Source organism: Streptomyces sp. AA1529 (genome assembly GCF_000280905.1).
Lineage (GTDB): Bacteria > Actinomycetota > Actinomycetes > Streptomycetales > Streptomycetaceae > Streptomyces.
Genome location: NZ_ALAP01000030.1, coordinates 156,114 through 173,640 on the forward strand (window position 1 = coordinate 156,114; position 17,527 = coordinate 173,640).

The window sequence follows — 17,527 nt, forward strand, 5'->3', positions numbered from 1 at the left end:
GGCTCCCGGCATCGCGCCACCCCGGCATCGCGGCGCCCCGCACTGCGGAACCCCGCACCAGCACGGCGGCGCCATAACACCGTGGCAGGGGGGCAGATGAGAGGTCCGGACCAATGGTGGTCCGGTCTACGGTTTCGCCAACCCGCTCCCCGTCCCCGCCGGGAGCGCCCCACAGAGGAGAACTCCATGGCGAGACCCACGAGTTCCGGAAACCTCCCACCCGGAGCACGCGCCGTGCGCCGGCAGGGTGCCGCCGCCGGCGCCGCCGTACTGGCCGTCGCGGGCCTGGTGCTGGCCGGCCTGGGCGAGCCGTCCTCCGCCGCTGCCGCCGAGGGGGCCCGTGCCCCCGGCGCCCACTCGGCCCCCGACCCCGACCTGGTGCGGGCGATGAGCCGCGATCTCGGGCTCACCGCGTCCGAGGCCGAGACCCGGCTCGGCAACGAGGCAGCGGCGGCCGCCACGTCCCGGGCGCTGCGCACCGCACTCGGCGACAGTTTCGTCGGGGCCCACGTCAGCGGCCGGACGGCCGAGCGGCTGACGGTCGCGACCACGGACGCGGCCGAGCGGTCGCGCATCACCGAGGCGGGCGCCACCGCGCGGGTCGTCACGCGGGACCTCGGCGCGCTCGACCGGGTGCAGAAGGCCCTCGACCGCGCGGCGGCCCGCTCCGCGCCGAAGGACGTCCCCGTCTGGTACATCGACACCGTCCGCAACGATGTCGTCGTGGAGGCCCGCAGCACCTCGGCGGCGCACGCGCTGCTGAAGCGGGCAGATGTGGACCGGGACGCGGTGACGGTGCGCCGCACCACCGCCGAGCCCCGCCCGCTGGCCGACCTGCGCGGCGGCGACGCCTACTACATGAATGGCAGCGGCCGGTGCTCCATCGGATTCTCCGTCACCCGCGGCGGTCAGGGCGGATTCGTGACGGCGGGCCACTGCGGTACCCCGGGCACCTCCACCTCCGGGTACAACCAGCAGCCCCAGGGCAGCTTCCAGGGCTCGACGTTCCCCGGCCGCGACTACGCCTGGGTCGCGGCGAACTCCTCCTGGACGCCGCGCCCGCTGGTCAACGGCTACGGCGGCGGCGATGTGACGGTGGCCGGCTCCACCGAGGCACCGGTGGGCTCGTCGGTGTGCCGCAGCGGCTCGACCACCGGCTGGCACTGCGGCACCATCCAGCAGCGCAACACCAGCGTCACGTACCCGCAGGGCACCGTCTCGGGGGTGACGCGGACCACGGTGTGCGCGGAGCCGGGCGACTCGGGCGGCTCGTTCATCTCCGGCAGCCAGGCCCAGGGCATGACCTCGGGCGGCTCCGGCGACTGCACCTCGGGCGGCACCACGTTCTTCCATCCGGTCAACCCGGCGCTCCAGGCGTACGGCCTCACTCTCGTGACCAGCGGCGGTGGTGGGCCGACGGACCCGCCCGACCAGGGCACCTGGGCGGCGGGCACCGCGTACCGGGTGGGCGACCAGGTCACCTACGACGGAGTGACCTACCGCTGCGTCCAGGCCCACACCGCGCAGCCGGGCTGGAACCCGCAGGACGCGCCGTCGCTGTGGAGCCGCGCCTGACGCCGCGGCCGGCGCCGTCCACGCCGAGCCGGGTCTGACGGCGGCGCCGGCTGCGGAGCCGGCCCCGAACCGGCCCGGAGCCGTGTCCGAACCCGACCGCGAGCCCGTCCGGCTCCTGCTCGCGGTGGCCGGCCGGCGGCCCCGTCACCGGCGGGATCCGCAGGGCCGCCGGCCACTCCCCGGGGTCCCGCCGGGCGCCACGCGCGTCCGGCGGGACCCCGCTCCCGTGCTGCTCCCACCCCCGGCGGCAGAATTGGGCGGTGTACGGGAGAGACGAGTTCGGGTGAGAGGGGCAGCGCGTGCCGGCGGAAGGCGCACCCGGCGAAAGAGCCGACGGCGGAAGAGCCCACGGGAGAAGAGCCGACGGAGCGGGAGCGGCGGGGGAGAACGGCTGGACGGCCGAGGGGGACGTCGTCGCGCGGGTCCTGGGGCAGTGGCGGCAGGTGCTGCCCGACCTGGACACCGAGCCGATCGGGGTGATCGGCCGGCTCACCCGGTGCGCGGCGCTGCTGCGGCAGTCGTCCGACGCGCCGCTGGCCCGGGAGGGCTTCTCGCGTCCCGAGTTCGACATCCTCAGCGCCCTGCGCCGTGAGGACCGGGATCTGACCCCGGGGCGGCTGGCGCGGGAGACCTACGCCTCGGGGACGGCGGTCACCAAGCGGGTCCGCACCCTGGAGGAGCGGGGTCTGGTCGAGCGGCGCCCGGACGCGCGGGACCGCCGCGTCGCGCACCTCTCCCTGACCGAGCGGGGGCGCGAGCTGGTGGACCGGATCCTGCCGGAGCAGGTGGCGTTCGAGCGGTCGCTGCTGGCGGGGCTCGGCGAGGAGGAGCGCGACGGGCTCGCCCGGACGCTGGGCGAGCTGCTGCGGCTGCTGGAGAGCCGCGAGGAGGCGGGCTCCCGGCGCTGAACGGCGCCGCGGCGCGCTTCCGGCGTCCGGCGTTCACGCGCGCCCGGCGGTCACACGGTCGGTCCCCGGCGCCGCCGGCCCGGGCCCGGCGGTCACCCGCGTCCGGCCTGTCCGCGTTCGCCCGCGTCCGGCCTGTCCGGCGGTCACCCGGCGTCCGGCGTGTCCGGGCGGACGCGCCCGGTGCTCACCGGGAGCCCTTGACCACCAGGCTCTCCAGGAGGTCCTCGGTCGCGGCGGTGATCCGCTCGACGGCCTGGTCGAATGCGGCCTGGTTGTGCGCTGCCGGGGCACGGAATCCGGACACCTTGCGGACGTACTGGAGTGCGGCCGCGCGCACGTCCTGCTCGGTGACGGCCTCGGCGTAGGGCGGACGCAGGGTCCGGATGCTTCTGCACATACTGCCGACCGTACGTCGCGTCTCTCCCGGCTCGCCTGTTCGAGTGAGGAGAGGTACGGTGAAAAGGCCGTGACGTGGGAATACGTCGCTCCGTTCCCGGAAGGGAGGGCGGGCCATGCAGACCACGACGGGACTGCTCGGCGAGCTGACACCCGAGCAGCGAGAGCGGGTGCGCTCCCTGGGATACGAAGTGCACTTCGACGCCGGGGAACGGATCTTCGAGGAGGGTTCGAGAGCCGACCGGTTCTGGATACTGCACACCGGTTCGGCGACGCTGGCCATGCACATACCGGGACACCGGGACGTGGCCATCGACCACGTCCGGCACGGGGAGCTGCTCGGCTGGTCCTGGATGTTCCAGCCGTATGTGTGGTCGCTCGCGGCCCAGGCGGACAGCCCCGTCCGCGCCCTGGAGTTCGACGCCCTCACGGTGCGGGTGCTGTGCGACGAGGACAAAGCGCTGGGCCTGGCGATGACCAGGTCGGTGGCCGCGGTGATGGCGGACCGGCTGCAGCGCTGCCGGGCCCGGCTGGTGGATCTGTTCGGGCCCTACGCGCCGCACGACGCCGCCGCCGACCCGATCTGAACTCCGGCGCCGCGCAGCCGCCCGTTCGCCGCGCCGGCCGGGGCGGTCGGCGCGGACGGCGGTCAGCCGAGGTCCTGCCCCGGCACCGGCACCGCGTCCGCGCCCCCGGCGAGCGCACCCGCGCCCGCCGGGACGGCTGCGCCCTCGGCCGCCGGGGAGTCCCAGCCCGTCGGGTGCGGGGTGATCCGGCCCGACATCATCGCGGCGAGCCCGTTGACCGCGCACAGCTCCGGTTCCTCCGCCACCTGCACGGCCATTCCGGTGTGCTCCCGCAGCTGGTCGGCGAGGCCCGGCAGCAGCGCGGTGCCGCCCGCCAGCACCATGCCGTGCTCGGCGAGGTCGGCCACCAGGTCGGGCGGGCAGCGGTGCAGCACGATCCGGATCGTGTCCAGGAGGCCGGTGAGCGGGGTCTGGATGGCACCGCGCACCTCTTCCGGGTCGATGGTGACGGTGCGGGCGAGGCCCGAGACCACGTCCCGGCCCTGTACCTCGATGGTCCCGGTGTAGACGCCGGTGCCGACGCCGCCGCTGCCGAGCAGCGCCAGGTGGAGCGGGCGGACGTCCTGGCTGGGCAGCAGCAGCTCGTGCCGGTTGCGCAGGTACTGCACCACGGAGTGGTGGATGGTGTCCCCGCCCAGGCCGACCGTGCCGGCCGCCACGATGGCCCCCAGGGAGACGACCGCGATCTGGGTGCTGGTCGTCCCGCACAGCAACACCATCGCCCCTTCGGGGTGGACGACGGGGAGTCCGGAGCCGATCGCCGCGGCGATCGGGGCCTCCACCAGCTCGACGTGGCGCGCCCCCACCCCGGAGAGCGTCTCGACGGCTGCGCGGCGCGTCAGCGGGTCGGCGTCGTGCGGGACGGTGACCACGGCCCGCTGCATCGTCCGGCGCCGCTTGAGGCGGGGCAGCTGCTCGCCGATGAGGGTCCGCACCATCCGCCGGGCCATCTCGATGTCCACCACATGGCCGTTGGCGATCGGCCGGATGACCTCGATGTGCTGCGGCGTGCGCCCCGCCATCCGTTCCGCGGCCTGGCCGACCGCGATCAGGCTGCCGGAGTAGGTGTTGACCGCGACGGCCGACGGCTGGTCGACGATGAGCCCCGCACCCTTCGCGTACACACGGGTCCTGGCCGCCCCCAGGTCGACGGCGACGGAGCAGCGGGTCAGAGACTCAAGGCTGGAGCAGCTCATGGCGCTCGTGTCCTTCCGGCAGGCTGGCGTGTACCAGTGGACCGCCGCGTGACGGAGCCGAGGGACGGTCCACGGCTCAGCCTGTGCTCCTGCGCGGGGGCGCGCCCGCCGAGCGCGTCCGCGGGGGTGACGCGGGCCGTTCCGCGGCCCGCGTCCGGATGCGCTCCGGTGCTTCCCGGGCCCGGTGCCGTCCGCGGTGCGCGCCTCCGCGGCGCGCTCTCCCGCGGGGAACCGCTCCCGGCGTACCGGACGGGGTCAGCCGGCCGGCGCCTCCGCGGCCGGCGCCTCCGCGGGCTGTTCGCCCGCGAGGAACTGGGTGCGGTGGAGTTCCTCGTAGCGGCCGCCCGTGGCCAGCAGCTCCTCGTGGGTGCCCTGCTCGACGATCCGGCCCTCTTCCAGGACGAGGATCCGGTCGGCGGCCCGCACGGTGGACAGCCGGTGGGCGATGACGAGGGAGGTGCGGCCCTGCAGCGCCTCGGCGAGCGCTTCCTGCACGGCGGCCTCGGAGGTGGAGTCCAGGTGGGCCGTCGCCTCGTCCAGCAGCACGAGGCGGGGCCGGGCGAGCAGCAGCCGGGCGATGGTCAGCCGTTGCCGCTCGCCGCCGGAGAGCCGGTAGCCGCGTTCCCCGACGAGGGTGTCCAGCCCGTCGGGCAGGGAGGCGACCAGTCCGTCGAGGCGGGCCCGGCGCAGCGCGGACCACAGCTCCTCGTCGGTGGCCTCCGGGCGGGGCAGCAGCAGGTTGGCGCGGATGGTGTCGTGGAAGAGGTGCCCGTCCTGGGTGACCATGCCGAGCGTCTGCCGGATCGTGGCGGCGCTCAGGTCGCGCACGTCCGTCCCGCCGAGCCGGACGGCGCCGCTGTCCACGTCGTAGAGGCGGGGGAGCAGCGAGGCGAGGGTGGATTTGCCCGCGCCCGAGGAGCCCACGAGGGCGACCATCTGTCCTGGTTCGGCGCGGAAGGAGATGCCGTGCAGCACCTCCTCGCCGCCCCGGGTGTCGAGCGTGGCGACCTCCTCCAGGGAGGCGAGGGAGACCTTGTCGGGGGAGGGGTAGCCGAAGTGGACGTCGTCGAACTCGACGGAGACGGGACCGGCGGGCACCTCTTCCGCGTCCGGCTTCTCCTCGATCAGGGGTTGGAGGTCGAGGACTTCGAAGACCCGCTGGAAGCTGACGAGGGCGCTCATGACCGCGACCCGGGCGCTGGCCAGGGCGGTCAGCGGGGCGTACAGGCGGGTGAGCAGCAGCGCGAGGGAGACGACGGCGCCCGGCTCCAGGCTGCCGCGCAGCGCGTAGTAGCCGCCGAGTCCGTAGACGAGGGCGAGCGCGAGGGCCGCCACCAGGGTCAGCGCGGTGAAGAAGACCTCCTGCACCATGGCGGTGCGCACTCCGATGGCGCGTACCCGGTCGGCGCGGGCGGCGAACTCCTCGGACTCCTCGCGCGGCCGTCCGAACAGCTTGACCAGGGTGGCACCGGGTGCGGAGAAGCGCTCGGTCATCTGGGTGCTCATCCGGGCGTTGTGGTCGGCCCGCTCCCGCTCCAGCCGGGCGAGCCGGGCGCCCATCCGCCGGGCCGGGAGGACGAACAGCGGCAGCAGCACCAGCGCGAGCAGGGTGATCCGCCAGGAGAGGTTGAACATCACCACCAGGGTCAGCAGCAGGGTGACGACGTTGCTGAAGACCTGCGAGAGGGTGGAGGAGAAGGCGCGCTGGGCGCCGATGACGTCGTTGTTGAGGCGGCTCACCAGGGCACCGGTGCGGGTGCGGGTGAAGAAGGCCACCGGCATCCGCTGCACATGGTCGTAGACGGCGGTACGCAGATCGAGGATGAGTCCCTCCCCGACACGCGCGGACAGCCAGCGGGTCAGAAGGCCGACGCCCGCCTCCGCCAGGGCGATGGCCGCGATCAGCCCGGCCAGTCCCAGCACGGTGCCGGCGGCGGCCTGTTGGTCGATCGCGGTCACCACCCGGCCCGCGAGCAGCGGGGTGGCCACGGTGAGCACCGCGAGCACGCTGCTGAGCAGCATGAACACGAGCATTCTGCGGTGGTGGCGGTGTGCGAAGCGGACGATGCGGCCGATCGCGGCCGCGGAGAAGGGGTGCTGGTCCTGGTGGGCCTGGCGTGCGCTGTAGAGCGCCTGCCAAGCGGTCATCTCCATGCTCATGGCGTGAGGCTAGAACTTGAAGCTACGTTTAAGTCAAGGGTCTGACCAGCTGTGACGGCCTTGCGACCCGCGGTCGTGCACGTGCATCGGCACATGCATCCGTACATGAACGAAGTTATGATCCCGGGAAGTTGGCAGTTCACGGCTGCGCGACCCGGTCCTGCACATTCGACCACCTCAGGAGTTCCAAGTGCCCGACGCGTTCAACGGCATGGCCGCCAGGGACCTCCAGGGGGTCGTGTGGAGAAAGAGCCGCTTCAGCAACTCGCAGGGAGCCTGCGTGGAGTTCGCCAAGCTGCCCAACGGGGAGATCGCCATGCGCAACTCGCGCTTCCCCGACGGGCCCGCGCTCGTCTACACGTCCGCCGAACTGGAGGCGATGATCCTCGGCGTCAAGGACGGTGAGTTCGACGACCTGACAGCCCGCTGACGACCGGCACTCCGCCGAGGGCCGGGGCCTCGCCGAGAGCCGGTGCCTCGCGCCCGGTCCGGAAGAGCGCCCAGACGATCTTCCCGGCGAGCGGGCCCGAGAGCGGGTGCCAGCCCCAGGCGTCGCTGAAGGAGTCGACCAGGCACAGGCCGCGGCCCGACTCCGCCGTGAAGCCGGGCGTCTCGTACTCCGCGTCCTCGGAGTACGAGACGCCCGACGCGTCGCACGCGGCGAACGCGTCAGCGGCTTCCACGGCGCCCCCGTGTCCCCCGTTTCCCCCGTTTCCCCCGTGTCCGGGAGGCCCCTCGGGATCGAGGGGCCTCCCGGGTTCAAGAGGGGCCCCGAAAGCCGAGGCACCCCCTCGATCCATGGAGCCCCCGTACTCCATGGAGCCCGCGAGTGCCGACCGGCCCTGGAGGCCGGCGGGTGTCCCGCGGTCGTCGAATCCCCCGTGTGCCCCCCGGTGCGCGGCGGTGTCCCGCACGGCCGTCACATCGGGGGGCTGGTCGCTGGGGTCCCGTACGGCACAGACCAGCCGGGCCGACCAGCGCATCAGATGCAGCCGGACCGGTGGGTCGCCCTCGTCCCCCGACGCCGCCCCGTGATCGGCGCCGGGGGTGAGGCCGTGCCGCATGGCGTTGGTCACCAGTTCGGAGACCACCAGCGCCACGTCGTCGAACTTCTCTGCCAGGTCCCAGTACCGGAGCGTGCTGCGGGTGAAGTTCCGGGCGCTGGAGACCGCTTCGTAGCGCGGCGGGAGCGCACAGGAAGCGGAGCCGGAGGCCGAGGCGGCATCCGGCGTACGGAGGCCCTCGCTTAAGGGCTCCAGCACCGTCGATCCTTCGGTCCCCAACAAGGGCCACTCCTGGCGTCAGCGGCAGTGTCGATCCTGTGCGGATCCTGTCGGCCGTGCTACCCCGCCTGGTGCGGGCGCCACAGCGCAACCCACGCGGCCAACTTGCGTACCGGCGAGTCCACTTGTGCCCTCCCCATGGTTCCCAATGCTCACAGCAGATGCAAGGGCAGATGCACGTGCACGAGAGACTTTCGATCGTGTGTAATCGGCTGCGCACGCAACGGAGCGCGGGGATGGCACACTTCCCTTCAAGCAGGGGTGGAGGGCTGATCGGAATGGCAGCAGAATCGGCAGGGAGCGACCTCGGGGCGGCGAAGGGAGTGAACAGCTCCAGCGGCTCGATGGTCCGGCGCATCCTGCTCGGATCGCAGCTCAGGAGATTGCGCGAGGCCCGCGGCGTCACCCGCGAGGCCGCCGGGTACTCGATCCGGGCCTCCGAGTCCAAAATCAGCCGGATGGAGCTGGGCCGGGTCAGTTTCAAGGCCCGCGACGTGGAGGACCTGCTCACGCTCTACGGCGTCACCGACGACGCCGAACGCGCCCCCCTCCTGGGGCTGGCCAGGGACTCCAGCGTCGCCGGCTGGTGGCACAACTTCAGCGACGTGCTGCCCGGCTGGTTCCAGACCTACGTCGGGCTGGAGGGTGCCGCCTCGCACATCAGCACGTTCGAGGTCCAGTTCGTGCACGGCCTGCTGCAGACGGGCGAGTACGCCCGGGCCGTGGTCGCCGCCGGCCACCGCACCCCGCTGGCCGAGGAGGACGCCGAGCGCCGCGTCGCGCTCCGGCTGGAGCGGCAGAAGCTGCTCCTGGGCGAGAGCGCCCCGCAGTTGGTCTGCGTGCTGGACGAGGCCGCGCTGCACCGGCCGTTCGGCTCGACGGCGGTCATGGAGGCCCAGCTCGCCCACCTCGCCGAGGTCTCCCACCAGCCCAACGTGCACCTGCACGTGGTCCCGTTCGCCATCGGTGGGCACGCCGCCGAGGCCGGCGCCTTCACCCTGCTGCGCTTCCCGGAGTCCGACCTCAACGACATCGTCTACCTCGAGCAGCTCACCAGTGCCCTGTACCTGGACAAGCGGGACGAGGTGACACAGTACGACCAGGTGCTGCGGCGACTGGTGGATATCAGCCTTTCTCCCGAAGACACCCGGGATCATCTGTGGCGAATCCGCCAACTCCTGTGATGCGTCGGTACGATGACCAAGCAGCAGCATCTCCTTCAACCCCCCGAAGGAATGGCATGGCCTACTTCACGGATCTGGCACTCCAGTGCATAGACGGCGAGTGGCGTCCCGGCTCCGGCTCCTGGGACATCATCGACTTCAACCCGTACAACGGGGAGAAGCTCGCCTCCATCACCGTCGCCACACGCGACGAGGTGGACGAGGCATATCGCGCGGCCGAGCGCGCGCAGCGCGACTGGGCTGCCACCAACCCGTACACCCGCAGACGGGTCTTCGAGCGGGCGATCCGGGTCATCGAGGAGCACGAGCCGCAGATCACCGAGGCCATCATCGCCGAGTTGGGCGGCACCCGGCACAAGGCGGCCTTCGAGATCCACATGGTGAAGGAGTTCTTCCGGGAGGCGCTCCAGCTCTCGCTCAACCCGCTCGGGGAGATCCTGCCCTCCTCGGTGCCCGGCAAGGAGAACCGCGTCTACCGGGACCCGGTGGGGGTCGTGGGGGTGATCTCCCCGTTCAACTACCCGTTCCTGCTGGCGGTCAAGTCCGTGGCGCCGGCCCTGGCACTGGGCAACGCCACGGTCCTCAAGCCGCACCAGTCGACCCCGGTGTGCGGGGGCACCCTGGTCGCCAAGGTGCTGGAGGACGCCGGGCTGCCGCCGGGGCTGGTGAACGTGGTGATCACCGACAGCGCGGAGATCGGCGACACGCTGATCGAGCACCCGGTGCCGAAGGTCATCTCCTTCACCGGCTCCGACCGCGTCGGCCGCCACGTGGCCACCGTCGCGGGCCGCAACTTCAAGCGGGTGATACTCCAACTCGGCTCCAACAGCGGGCTGGTGGTGCTGGACGACGCCGATGTGGACTACGCCGTGGACGCCGCGGTCTACAGCCGCTTCGTCAACCAGGGCCAACTGTGCATGGCGGCCAACCGGATCATCGTGGACCGCAGCCTGGAGCGGGAGTTCACCGCGAAGTTCGTCGACCGGGTCGGCAGGCTGGTGGTGGGGGACCCGGCGAAGCCGGAGACCCACATCGGTCCGCTGATCAACTCCCGGCAGGCGGAGCGGGTGACGGCCATCGTCGAGCAGGCCCTCTCCGAAGGCGCCACGGCGCTGCTGCACGGTTCCGCGGACGGCAACCTCGTCTCGCCCAGTGTGCTGGCGGACCTGCCCGCCGACTCCCCGCTGCGCCACGAGGAGATCTTCGGGCCGGTCGCGCTGATCATCGGCGCGGACGGCGAGGAGGACGCGGTACGGGTCGCCAACGACACCCCCTACGGACTCGCCGGCGCGGTGCACACCGCGGACATCGAGCGCGGTGTCGCCTTCGCCCGCCGGATCGAGGCGGGCATGGTGCACGTGAACGATTCCACGGTCGCCGACGAGCCGATCGTGCCGTACGGCGGCGAGAAGCACTCGGGCCTCGGCAGGCTGAACGGCCCGCAGGTGGTGGAGGCGTTCACCACCACCCGCTGGGTCTCCATCCAGCGGGAGCGCAGCGAGTTCCCGTTCTGACCGTCCCGGCCGCTCCAGCCCGTTCCGGCCGTTCCGCCCGGCCCCGTCGCGTTCGCCGCCCGGGGCCGGGCGGCGCCCCCGAAATGCCGTACCGCTCCTGCGCGATCGAGGACAGAACCTGACCGCGAGGCCGCATAGCTTGTGGTCATCGGCCGGGGAGAGGCCCCGGACCGACCCGAGAGGTGGCGAGCAGCATGCCGGTAGTCGTCCAGGCAGAGGCACCCGGAGACGAGCGCGGAGCGCTGCTGGCGTTCCTGGAGGCGCAGCGCGGCGGCATCCGCAGGGCCCTGCACGGGCTCACCGAGGAGCAGGCCCGCAGCGCCCCCGCGGCCAGCGAGCTGTCGGTGGCCGGTGTCCTCAGGCATGTGACCGTGATGGAGGCGAGCTGGCTGCGCACCTTCCGCGGGATCGAGGTCGGGGACGAGGTCAAGCGTGCGGAGTGGGAGACCAGCTTCACCCCCGGCGAGGAGCAGACCGTCGAGGTGCTGCTCGCCGAGAGCGAGCGGGTCGGTGCCGAGACCGAGCGGGCCGTCGCCGGGCTGGGCTCGCTGGACGAGACCTTCGTCGTGCCGCCCGCGCCGTGGGACAAGGGCGGCGAGTTCTCCTGGCGCTGGGGCCTGCTGCACCTGATCGAGGAGTACGCGCGGCACGCGGGGCACGCCGACATCATCCGCGAGACGCTCGACGGCAAGGGTGCTTTCGACCTCGTGTTCGAGACAGGTGCGATGCCCGAGCCGGACTGGTCGGCCTTCGGCGGCGCACCCGGCGGGGGCGACACCGCGCAGGACTGAGCCCGCCGCCGCTCCCCGTCCCGGCGGACCCGCATAGGGTGGTGCTTGACACAACCACGGCGGTGTGACTGGGGCAGGGAGCGATGTCGGCGATCCGGCTGCTGGTGCTGGGAGACGTGCGCCTGCGCGGGCGGGCGCACGGCTACCAGGTCCGCAACGATCTGGAGTTCTGGGGCGCGCACGAGTGGTCGGCGGCCAAGCCCGGCTCGATCTACCACGCGCTCAAGCAGCTCGCCAAGCAGGACCTGCTGCTCGCCCACGACATCGCCCCCAGCACCGCGGGCGGTCCGCCGCGCACCGAGTACGAGATCACCGCGGCCGGTGAGGCGGAGTTCTTCCGGCTGCTGCGGCACGCGCTGACCGCGACCGGGGAGAAGCAGGAGCTGCTCACCTCCGCCGTCGGGTTCCTCGTGGACCTGCCCCGGGCCGAGGCCGTCGCGCTGCTGGAGGAGCGGGTCGCCGCGCTGAAGTCCTGGCGCGCGGAGGTCACCTCGAACTGGACACCGGACGGCGGTGCTCCGCCGGAGTGGGGGCACATCGGGGAGATCATGAAGCTGTGGGTGCACACGGCCGAGAGCGACGCCGCGTGGGCCCGCGAGCTGATCGCCCGGCTGGAGGGCGGCGCCTTCGTGATGGCGGGCGAGGGCGAGCGGGATCTCAGCGTCCTGACGGACCGGCGTCCGTGCTGAGCCGGGCGCCGCGGCGCCCGGAAGAACGGCTTGCACCTCACGCGACGTGAGGGAGCACCGTGGATGCCGCAAGCCAACGAGGAGGCGGACATGAGCCACTCCGTCGGGCAGGTCGCCGCTCTCGCCGGGATCACGGTGCGCACCCTGCACCACTACGACGAGATCGGACTGCTGGTCCCCGGGGAGCGCACGGCGGCCGGACACCGCCGCTACACCGATGCCGACCTGGACCGGCTGCAGCAGATCCTCTTCCACCGGGAGCTGGGCTTCCCCCTGGAGGAGGTCGCCGTCCTGCTGGACGACCCCGCTGCGGACCCGGTCGACCTGCTGCGCCGGCAGCACGCCGTGCTGACGGCGCGGATCGGTCGGCTCACGGAGATGGCCACCGCCGTGGAACGCGCCATGGAGGCACGGAAAATGGGCATCAGTCTCACCCCCGAGGAGCGGTTCGAGGTCTTCGGGGACTTCGACCCGGAGGCGCACGCCGAGGAGGCGGAGCACCGCTGGGGCAGCACCGAGGCGTACCGGGAGTCGCAGCGCCGCGCCGCCTCCCGCACCAAGGAGGACTGGAAGGCACTCACGCGGGAGCTGGACGGGCTCCACCGCGCGGTCGCCGACCGGATGGCGGCCGGGGACGCTCCGGACGCACCCGCGGTGACCGATCTGGCCGAGCGGCACCGGCTGTTCATCTCCCGCACCAGTTACCCGTGCGACCACGGGATGCACCGCAGGCTCGGCGAGATGTACGTCCAGGACGAGCGCTTCACCGCGACCTACGACGCGATCCGGCCGGGGCTGGCCCGGTACCTGCGGGACGCGATCGCGGCCAACGAAGCAGCCGAGCGTGACCGCGCCCGCGCACGCGCGGCAAACGCAGTAGGCACGGAGCGGGGCGAGGGCGGGTCTTCCGCCTCCTGAGCCCCTCCGCACCCCCTTCCCTCGTGTTCTCTCACTTTTAATTCCCCTGTACAGGGGGACCTTTGGGGAGAGGATCACTTCTCATGCTCCACTGTGAGGTAGCACGCTTCCGGTTCGTGGAACCATTTCCGTTGGACACCACGTCGGTCGTGTGGCACTGCTGGAAACTTGAGACGTAACGCGCATCGGGCGCGAGAGGGTAAGGAGCGCACAGAAAGTGGTGGGGCAGCCCCGGGGAAACGGCGACGCCGCGGAGCAGGGTGGTGAGCCGGACGACACCAAACCGGCGTCCGACGAATCACGCAGCGCCTTCACGGCGCCCTTGGGCGTGCCGCTTCCCCCCGTCCCGGAGGAGGAGCACCCGACCTCCGAGTTCACCATCCCGGAAGGGCTGGTCAGCCCGCTGTCGTACGAGGCCGGCAGCGCCTTCACGCCGCCCGACGGCATCCCCGTCGTCGGGCCGCTGGCCAAGCCGGGCTCGCCCTGGCAGGACCGGATGCGCTCCATGGTCCGGATGCCGCTCGCCGAGCGTCCGGTGCCCGAGCGCTCCCAGCGCGGCGACGAGGGCGCGGAGAGCGGACCCCCCGTTCCCCGCGTCCTCGACCTGACGCTCCGGATCGGCGAGCTGCTGCTCGCGGGCGGGGAGGGCGCCGAGGACGTCGAGGCGGCCATGTTCGGCGTCGCGCACGCCTTCGGACTCGACCGCACCGAACCCGAGGTCACCTTCACCCTGCTGTCCATCACCCACCAGCCCTCGCTGGTGGACGACCCGGTCACGCTCAGCAGGACCGTCCGCAGGCGCGGCACCGACTACACCCGGCTGTCGGCCGTCTTCGCGCTCGTCGCCGACATCACCCAGGGCGAGGTGTCGCTGGAGGAGGCCTACCGGCGGCTCGCGGAGATGCGCCGCAACCGGCACCCCTACACCAAGTGGGCGCTGACCGTGGCCAGCGGCGCCCTGTCCGGCGCGGCCTCGCTGCTGGTGGGCGGCGACGGGCTGGTCTTCGTGCTGGCCGCGTTCGGCGCCATGCTCGGCGACCGGCTGGCCTGGCTGTGCGCCGGGCGCGGACTGCCGGAGTTCTACCAGTTCGCGGCCGCCGCCATGCCCCCGGCCGGGATGGGGGTGGCCGTCGCGCTGCTCGCCCAGCACACCGACACCCGCATCCAGGCGTCCGCGGTGATCACCGGTGGCCTCTTCGCGCTGATCCCGGGGCGGGCGCTGGTCGCGGCCGTGCACGACGGACTCACCGGCTTCTACATCACCGCCGCCGCCCGGCTGCTGGAGGTCATCTACCTCATCGTCGGCATCGTCTGCGGAGTGCTGATGGTGCTGTACGTGGGTGCCCGGCTGAACGCCCGGCTGACGCCCGACATCGTGCACCACAGCGACCGGCCGGTCACCCAGCTGCTGGCCGCCATGCTGCTGGCGCTGGCGTTCTGCGTGCTGCTCCAGCAGGAGCGCCACACCGTGGTGCTGGCCACCATGAACGGGGGCGTCGCCTGGCTGATCTTCGGGGTGCTGACCAAGGCGGACGTCACACCGGTCCCGGCCACCGTGGTGGCCGCCGGGCTCGTCGGCCTCTTCGGCCAGCTGCTGTCCCGGTACCAGTTCGCCTCGTCGCTGCCGTACATCACGGCGGCCATCGGCCCGCTGCTGCCGGGTAGCAACACCTACTTCGGGCTGCTGAACATCGCCCAGGGCGACGTCAACAAGGGGTTCGAGCACCTGGCGACGGCCGGCGCGCTGGCCCTGGCCATCGCCATCGGGGTCAACCTGGGCGGCGAGCTGGCCCGCCTCTTCATCAAGACCCCGGGCCAGGAGACGCCGCTGCCGGGCCGGCGCGCCGCCAAGCGCACCCGGGGCTTCTGAGCGGCGGAGGGGCTGCCCGGTGCGCGGGCAGCCCCTCCGTCACCCGAACGGGGGCAGCGGCGCAGCCCCGTGCAGAAACGGTTCTCAGTGCCCGCCCTCGGCGGCCAGCCGCTTGATGGAGGCCTCGACCTCGGCCTCGGCCTCGGCGCGGCCCACCCAGTCGGCGCCCTCGACCGACTTGCCGGGCTCCAGGTCCTTGTAGACCTCGAAGAAGTGCTGGATCTCCAGCCGGTCGAACTCGCTCACGTGGTGGATGTCGCGCAGGTGCTCCATGCGCGGGTCCGAGGAGGGGACGCACAGCAGCTTGTCGTCGCCGCCCGCCTCGTCGGTCATCCGGAACATCCCGATGGCGCGGCACTTGATGATGCACCCGGGGAAGGTGGGCTCCTCCAGCAGCACGAGCGCGTCGAGCGGGTCACCGTCCTCGCCCAGGGTGCCGTCGACGAAGCCGTAGTCCGCCGGGTACACGGTCGAGGTGAACAGGTGCCGGTCGAGGCGGATGCGGCCCGTCTCGTGGTCCACCTCGTACTTGTTCCGCGAGCCCTTCGGGATCTCGATGGTGACGTCGAACTCCAAGGGAGGCTCCTCCGTATAGATCATGATGAGATCAGCACTCGTGTGCCCTGGGGGCCGTCCCCCAGAAGAACTCCAGTCTGGTGATTAAGTGTCCCCCACGCACATGTGTGCTCGCGAAAGGGGCTGGTCGAGGTGCATGACACCGGATCGAAGGTGCGTGGCACCGCGAACCGGGCATACCGCTCCACCCTCCGCGCGGCCCGATCGGTGGCGGCGCACACCCGGACCGTCGCGCCCCGTGCGCGCGCCCTCGCGGCACACACAGGCGCCCTCGCGGCACACACCCGTACGACCGCCGCCCGCGCGCACGCGCACGGGCGCGCCGCGGTGCACAGGGCCCGGCGTCGTTGGCGGGCGGCCTCTCCGCAGCAGCGGCTGACGGTCCGGTTCACCGCCGCCTCCACCGCGCTGGGACTCGTGGCCGCGCTGCTGGCGGTGGCCGCGGCGGGGCCGTGGGACTCGGGTCAGCGTACGGCCGAGCGGGTCCGGGCGGCCCGCCAGGAACGCGGAAGTGGCGCGGACCACACTCCCGGCACCCCCGGACGCCCCTCCGGGCCCCCCGCCGCCCCCCAGGTGCTCGCCCCGGCCGGCCCCGTCCCGGAACAGGACGCCGGCGAGGGCGGCCCGCAGGGCTCCGGCCGCGGCGGCAGCGGGCCGGAGCAGATGCCGCCGCCGACCGCCTCGGCCCTCGCCGACACGCTGGAGCCGCTGATCGAGGACGGCTCGCTCGGCGCCGTACGGCACGCCTCCGTCGTGGACGCCGTCACCGGACGCCGGCTGTTCTCCCGGGACGCCCGGGCGGTCTCGGCCCCCGCCTCCACGATCAAGCTGGCCACCGCCGTCGCGGCGCTGACCGCGCGCGGCGGGACGTACCGCATCGCCACCCGCGCGGTCCGCGAGGACGACCGGGTCACCCTCGTCGGCGGCGGCGACCCCACGCTCACCGAGAAGGACCTGACGGCCCTGGCCGCGCGGACCGCCCGGGCCCTGGACGAGGGCGACACGCACCCGGTCCGGCTCCGGTACGACACCTCCCGCTACACCGGCACCGAGCGGCACGTCATCGGGCCCAACGAGAACCTGGCCCGGGTCACCCCGCTGATGGTCGAGGAGGGCCGCACGGACGGCAGCGACCACGGCCCGGCGCCGCGTGCCGCCGACCCCGCCCGGGAGGCGGCCGACGTGTTCGCGGACGCGCTCGAGGACGAGGGCGTCACCGTCGAGGGCGCACCCCGAGAGCGCACCGCCGGGAAGCGGGCCACCGAGCTGGCCGTGCACCGCTCGGCTCCGCTCGGCGCACTGGTCGAGCGGATGCTCACCCACAGCGACAACGACCTCGCCGAGGCCCTCGCGCGCCAGACGGCCCTCGCCGCGGGCGAGCCCGCCGGCTTCCGCGGCGCGGGCCGCGCCGTACGGCACACCCTCGACCGGCTCGGCCTGCCCCTGAAGGGCGCCCGCTTCGCGGACGGCAGCGGCCTCGACCGCGCGGACCGGGTCTCCCCGGAGCTGCTCACCCGGCTGCTCACCCTGGCGGCCGACCCGGACCGGCCCGAGCTGCGCACCGTGCTCACCGGACTGCCCGTCGCCCGGTTCACCGGCACCCTCGGCAGCCGGTACGGCGGCGAGCGCGGCGAGCCCGGCGCGGGGCTGGTGCGGGCCAAGACCGGCACCCTGACCGGAGTGAACACGCTGGCCGGCACGGTCGTCGACGCGGACGGCCGGATGCTGGCCTTCGCGTTCCTGACGACGGGGGCGACCGCGCGGGACGCGGCCCAGCAGTCCCTGGACCGGCTCGCCTCGGCCCTGGCCAACTGCGGCTGCCGGGATTCGCCCTCCGCGGGCTGATCCCGGGCGGGCGGCCCGGTACTCGCGCTCTCCTC

Annotated in this window: 15 protein-coding genes and 2 pseudogenes; 11 read left to right on the forward strand and 6 right to left on the reverse strand. The window is 73.0% G+C overall.

All coding sequences use genetic code 11. From position 1 onward, the window contains the following. The first annotated feature begins 186 nt into the window (after positions 1-186). Positions 187-1,575 carry a carbohydrate-binding protein gene (locus tag A949_RS0108710; RefSeq protein WP_051019430.1) on the forward strand — a complete coding sequence of 463 codons (1,389 nt, stop codon included), beginning with the start codon at positions 187-189 and terminating at the stop codon, positions 1,573-1,575. 299 nt (positions 1,576-1,874) lie between these two features. Next, the gene (locus tag A949_RS0108715; RefSeq protein WP_019355619.1) at positions 1,875-2,483 is read left to right on the forward strand and encodes a MarR family transcriptional regulator; all 609 of its coding nucleotides are present in this window, start codon (positions 1,875-1,877) and stop codon (positions 2,481-2,483) included. A 184-nt stretch (positions 2,484-2,667) separates the two neighbouring features. Here A949_RS0108715 and A949_RS0108720 read toward each other — a convergent pair whose 3' ends face one another. After that, positions 2,668-2,880: a DUF2277 domain-containing protein gene (locus A949_RS0108720; RefSeq protein WP_019355620.1), complete on the reverse strand. Its 213-nt coding sequence runs from the start codon at positions 2,878-2,880 to the stop codon at positions 2,668-2,670. 115 nt (positions 2,881-2,995) lie between these two features. On the opposite strand from A949_RS0108720, the gene A949_RS0108725 reads away from it, so the two are divergent. After that, positions 2,996-3,466: a Crp/Fnr family transcriptional regulator gene (locus tag A949_RS0108725; RefSeq protein WP_019355621.1), complete on the forward strand. Its 471-nt coding sequence runs from the start codon at positions 2,996-2,998 to the stop codon at positions 3,464-3,466. Between the two features lie 62 nt (positions 3,467-3,528). Here the strand turns inward: A949_RS0108725 and A949_RS0108730 are convergent, their stop codons facing one another. Continuing rightward, a complete protein-coding gene (locus A949_RS0108730) occupies positions 3,529-4,662 on the reverse strand; it encodes a rod shape-determining protein (protein WP_026004466.1) in 1,134 nt (377 codons plus the stop codon). A gap of 255 nt (positions 4,663-4,917) precedes the next feature. Then, the gene (locus tag A949_RS0108735) at positions 4,918-6,822 is read right to left on the reverse strand and encodes an ABC transporter ATP-binding protein (RefSeq protein WP_026004467.1); all 1,905 of its coding nucleotides are present in this window, start codon (positions 6,820-6,822) and stop codon (positions 4,918-4,920) included. A gap of 190 nt (positions 6,823-7,012) precedes the next feature. Here A949_RS0108735 and A949_RS0108740 point away from each other — a divergent pair, with 190 nt between their 5' ends. Continuing rightward, positions 7,013-7,252, forward strand: coding sequence for a DUF397 domain-containing protein (locus A949_RS0108740; RefSeq protein ID WP_019355625.1), 240 nt, complete (start codon positions 7,013-7,015; stop codon positions 7,250-7,252). Here the strand turns inward: A949_RS0108740 and A949_RS39725 are convergent. Next, a pseudogene (locus A949_RS39725) lies at positions 7,215-7,424 on the reverse strand (ATP-binding protein); the annotation flags it as partial. The gene A949_RS0108740 and the pseudogene A949_RS39725 sit on opposite strands and share 38 nt — an antisense overlap. 285 nt (positions 7,425-7,709) lie before the next feature. Next, a pseudogene (locus tag A949_RS39730) lies at positions 7,710-8,105 on the reverse strand (ATP-binding protein); the annotation flags it as partial. Between the two features lie 278 nt (positions 8,106-8,383). Between A949_RS39730 and A949_RS0108750 the strand changes: the two are divergent. From A949_RS0108750 to A949_RS0108775, 6 genes are all read left to right on the forward strand, one after another. Continuing rightward, on the forward strand, positions 8,384-9,289 hold the full coding sequence (locus tag A949_RS0108750; protein WP_051019431.1) for a helix-turn-helix domain-containing protein: 906 nt from the start codon (positions 8,384-8,386) through the stop codon (positions 9,287-9,289). Between the two features lie 56 nt (positions 9,290-9,345). After that, a complete protein-coding gene (locus A949_RS0108755; RefSeq protein WP_019355628.1) occupies positions 9,346-10,803 on the forward strand; it encodes an aldehyde dehydrogenase family protein in 1,458 nt (485 codons plus the stop codon). A gap of 194 nt (positions 10,804-10,997) precedes the next feature. Then, complete coding sequence (locus tag A949_RS0108760; protein ID WP_019355629.1) at positions 10,998-11,594, forward strand: DinB family protein; 597 nt, start codon at positions 10,998-11,000, stop codon at positions 11,592-11,594. An 83-nt stretch (positions 11,595-11,677) separates the two neighbouring features. Next, a complete protein-coding gene (locus tag A949_RS0108765) occupies positions 11,678-12,283 on the forward strand; it encodes a PadR family transcriptional regulator (protein ID WP_019355630.1) in 606 nt (201 codons plus the stop codon). Positions 12,284-12,373: 90 nt separating this feature from the next. Beyond that, a complete protein-coding gene (locus A949_RS0108770; protein ID WP_037706044.1) occupies positions 12,374-13,201 on the forward strand; it encodes a MerR family transcriptional regulator in 828 nt (275 codons plus the stop codon). Between the two features lie 217 nt (positions 13,202-13,418). Then, on the forward strand, positions 13,419-15,071 hold the full coding sequence (locus tag A949_RS0108775) for a threonine/serine ThrE exporter family protein (protein WP_019355632.1): 1,653 nt from the start codon (positions 13,419-13,421) through the stop codon (positions 15,069-15,071). Positions 15,072-15,155: 84 nt separating this feature from the next. Here A949_RS0108775 and A949_RS0108780 read toward each other — a convergent pair whose 3' ends face one another. Then, a complete protein-coding gene (locus tag A949_RS0108780; protein ID WP_019355633.1) occupies positions 15,156-15,647 on the reverse strand; it encodes an inorganic diphosphatase in 492 nt (163 codons plus the stop codon). A 132-nt stretch (positions 15,648-15,779) separates the two neighbouring features. On the opposite strand from A949_RS0108780, the gene dacB reads away from it, so the two are divergent. After that, entirely contained in the window at positions 15,780-17,492 is a 1,713-nt protein-coding gene (dacB, locus tag A949_RS0108785) for a D-alanyl-D-alanine carboxypeptidase/D-alanyl-D-alanine endopeptidase (protein WP_237735775.1), read from the forward strand. The last annotated feature ends 35 nt before the right edge of the window (positions 17,493-17,527 follow it).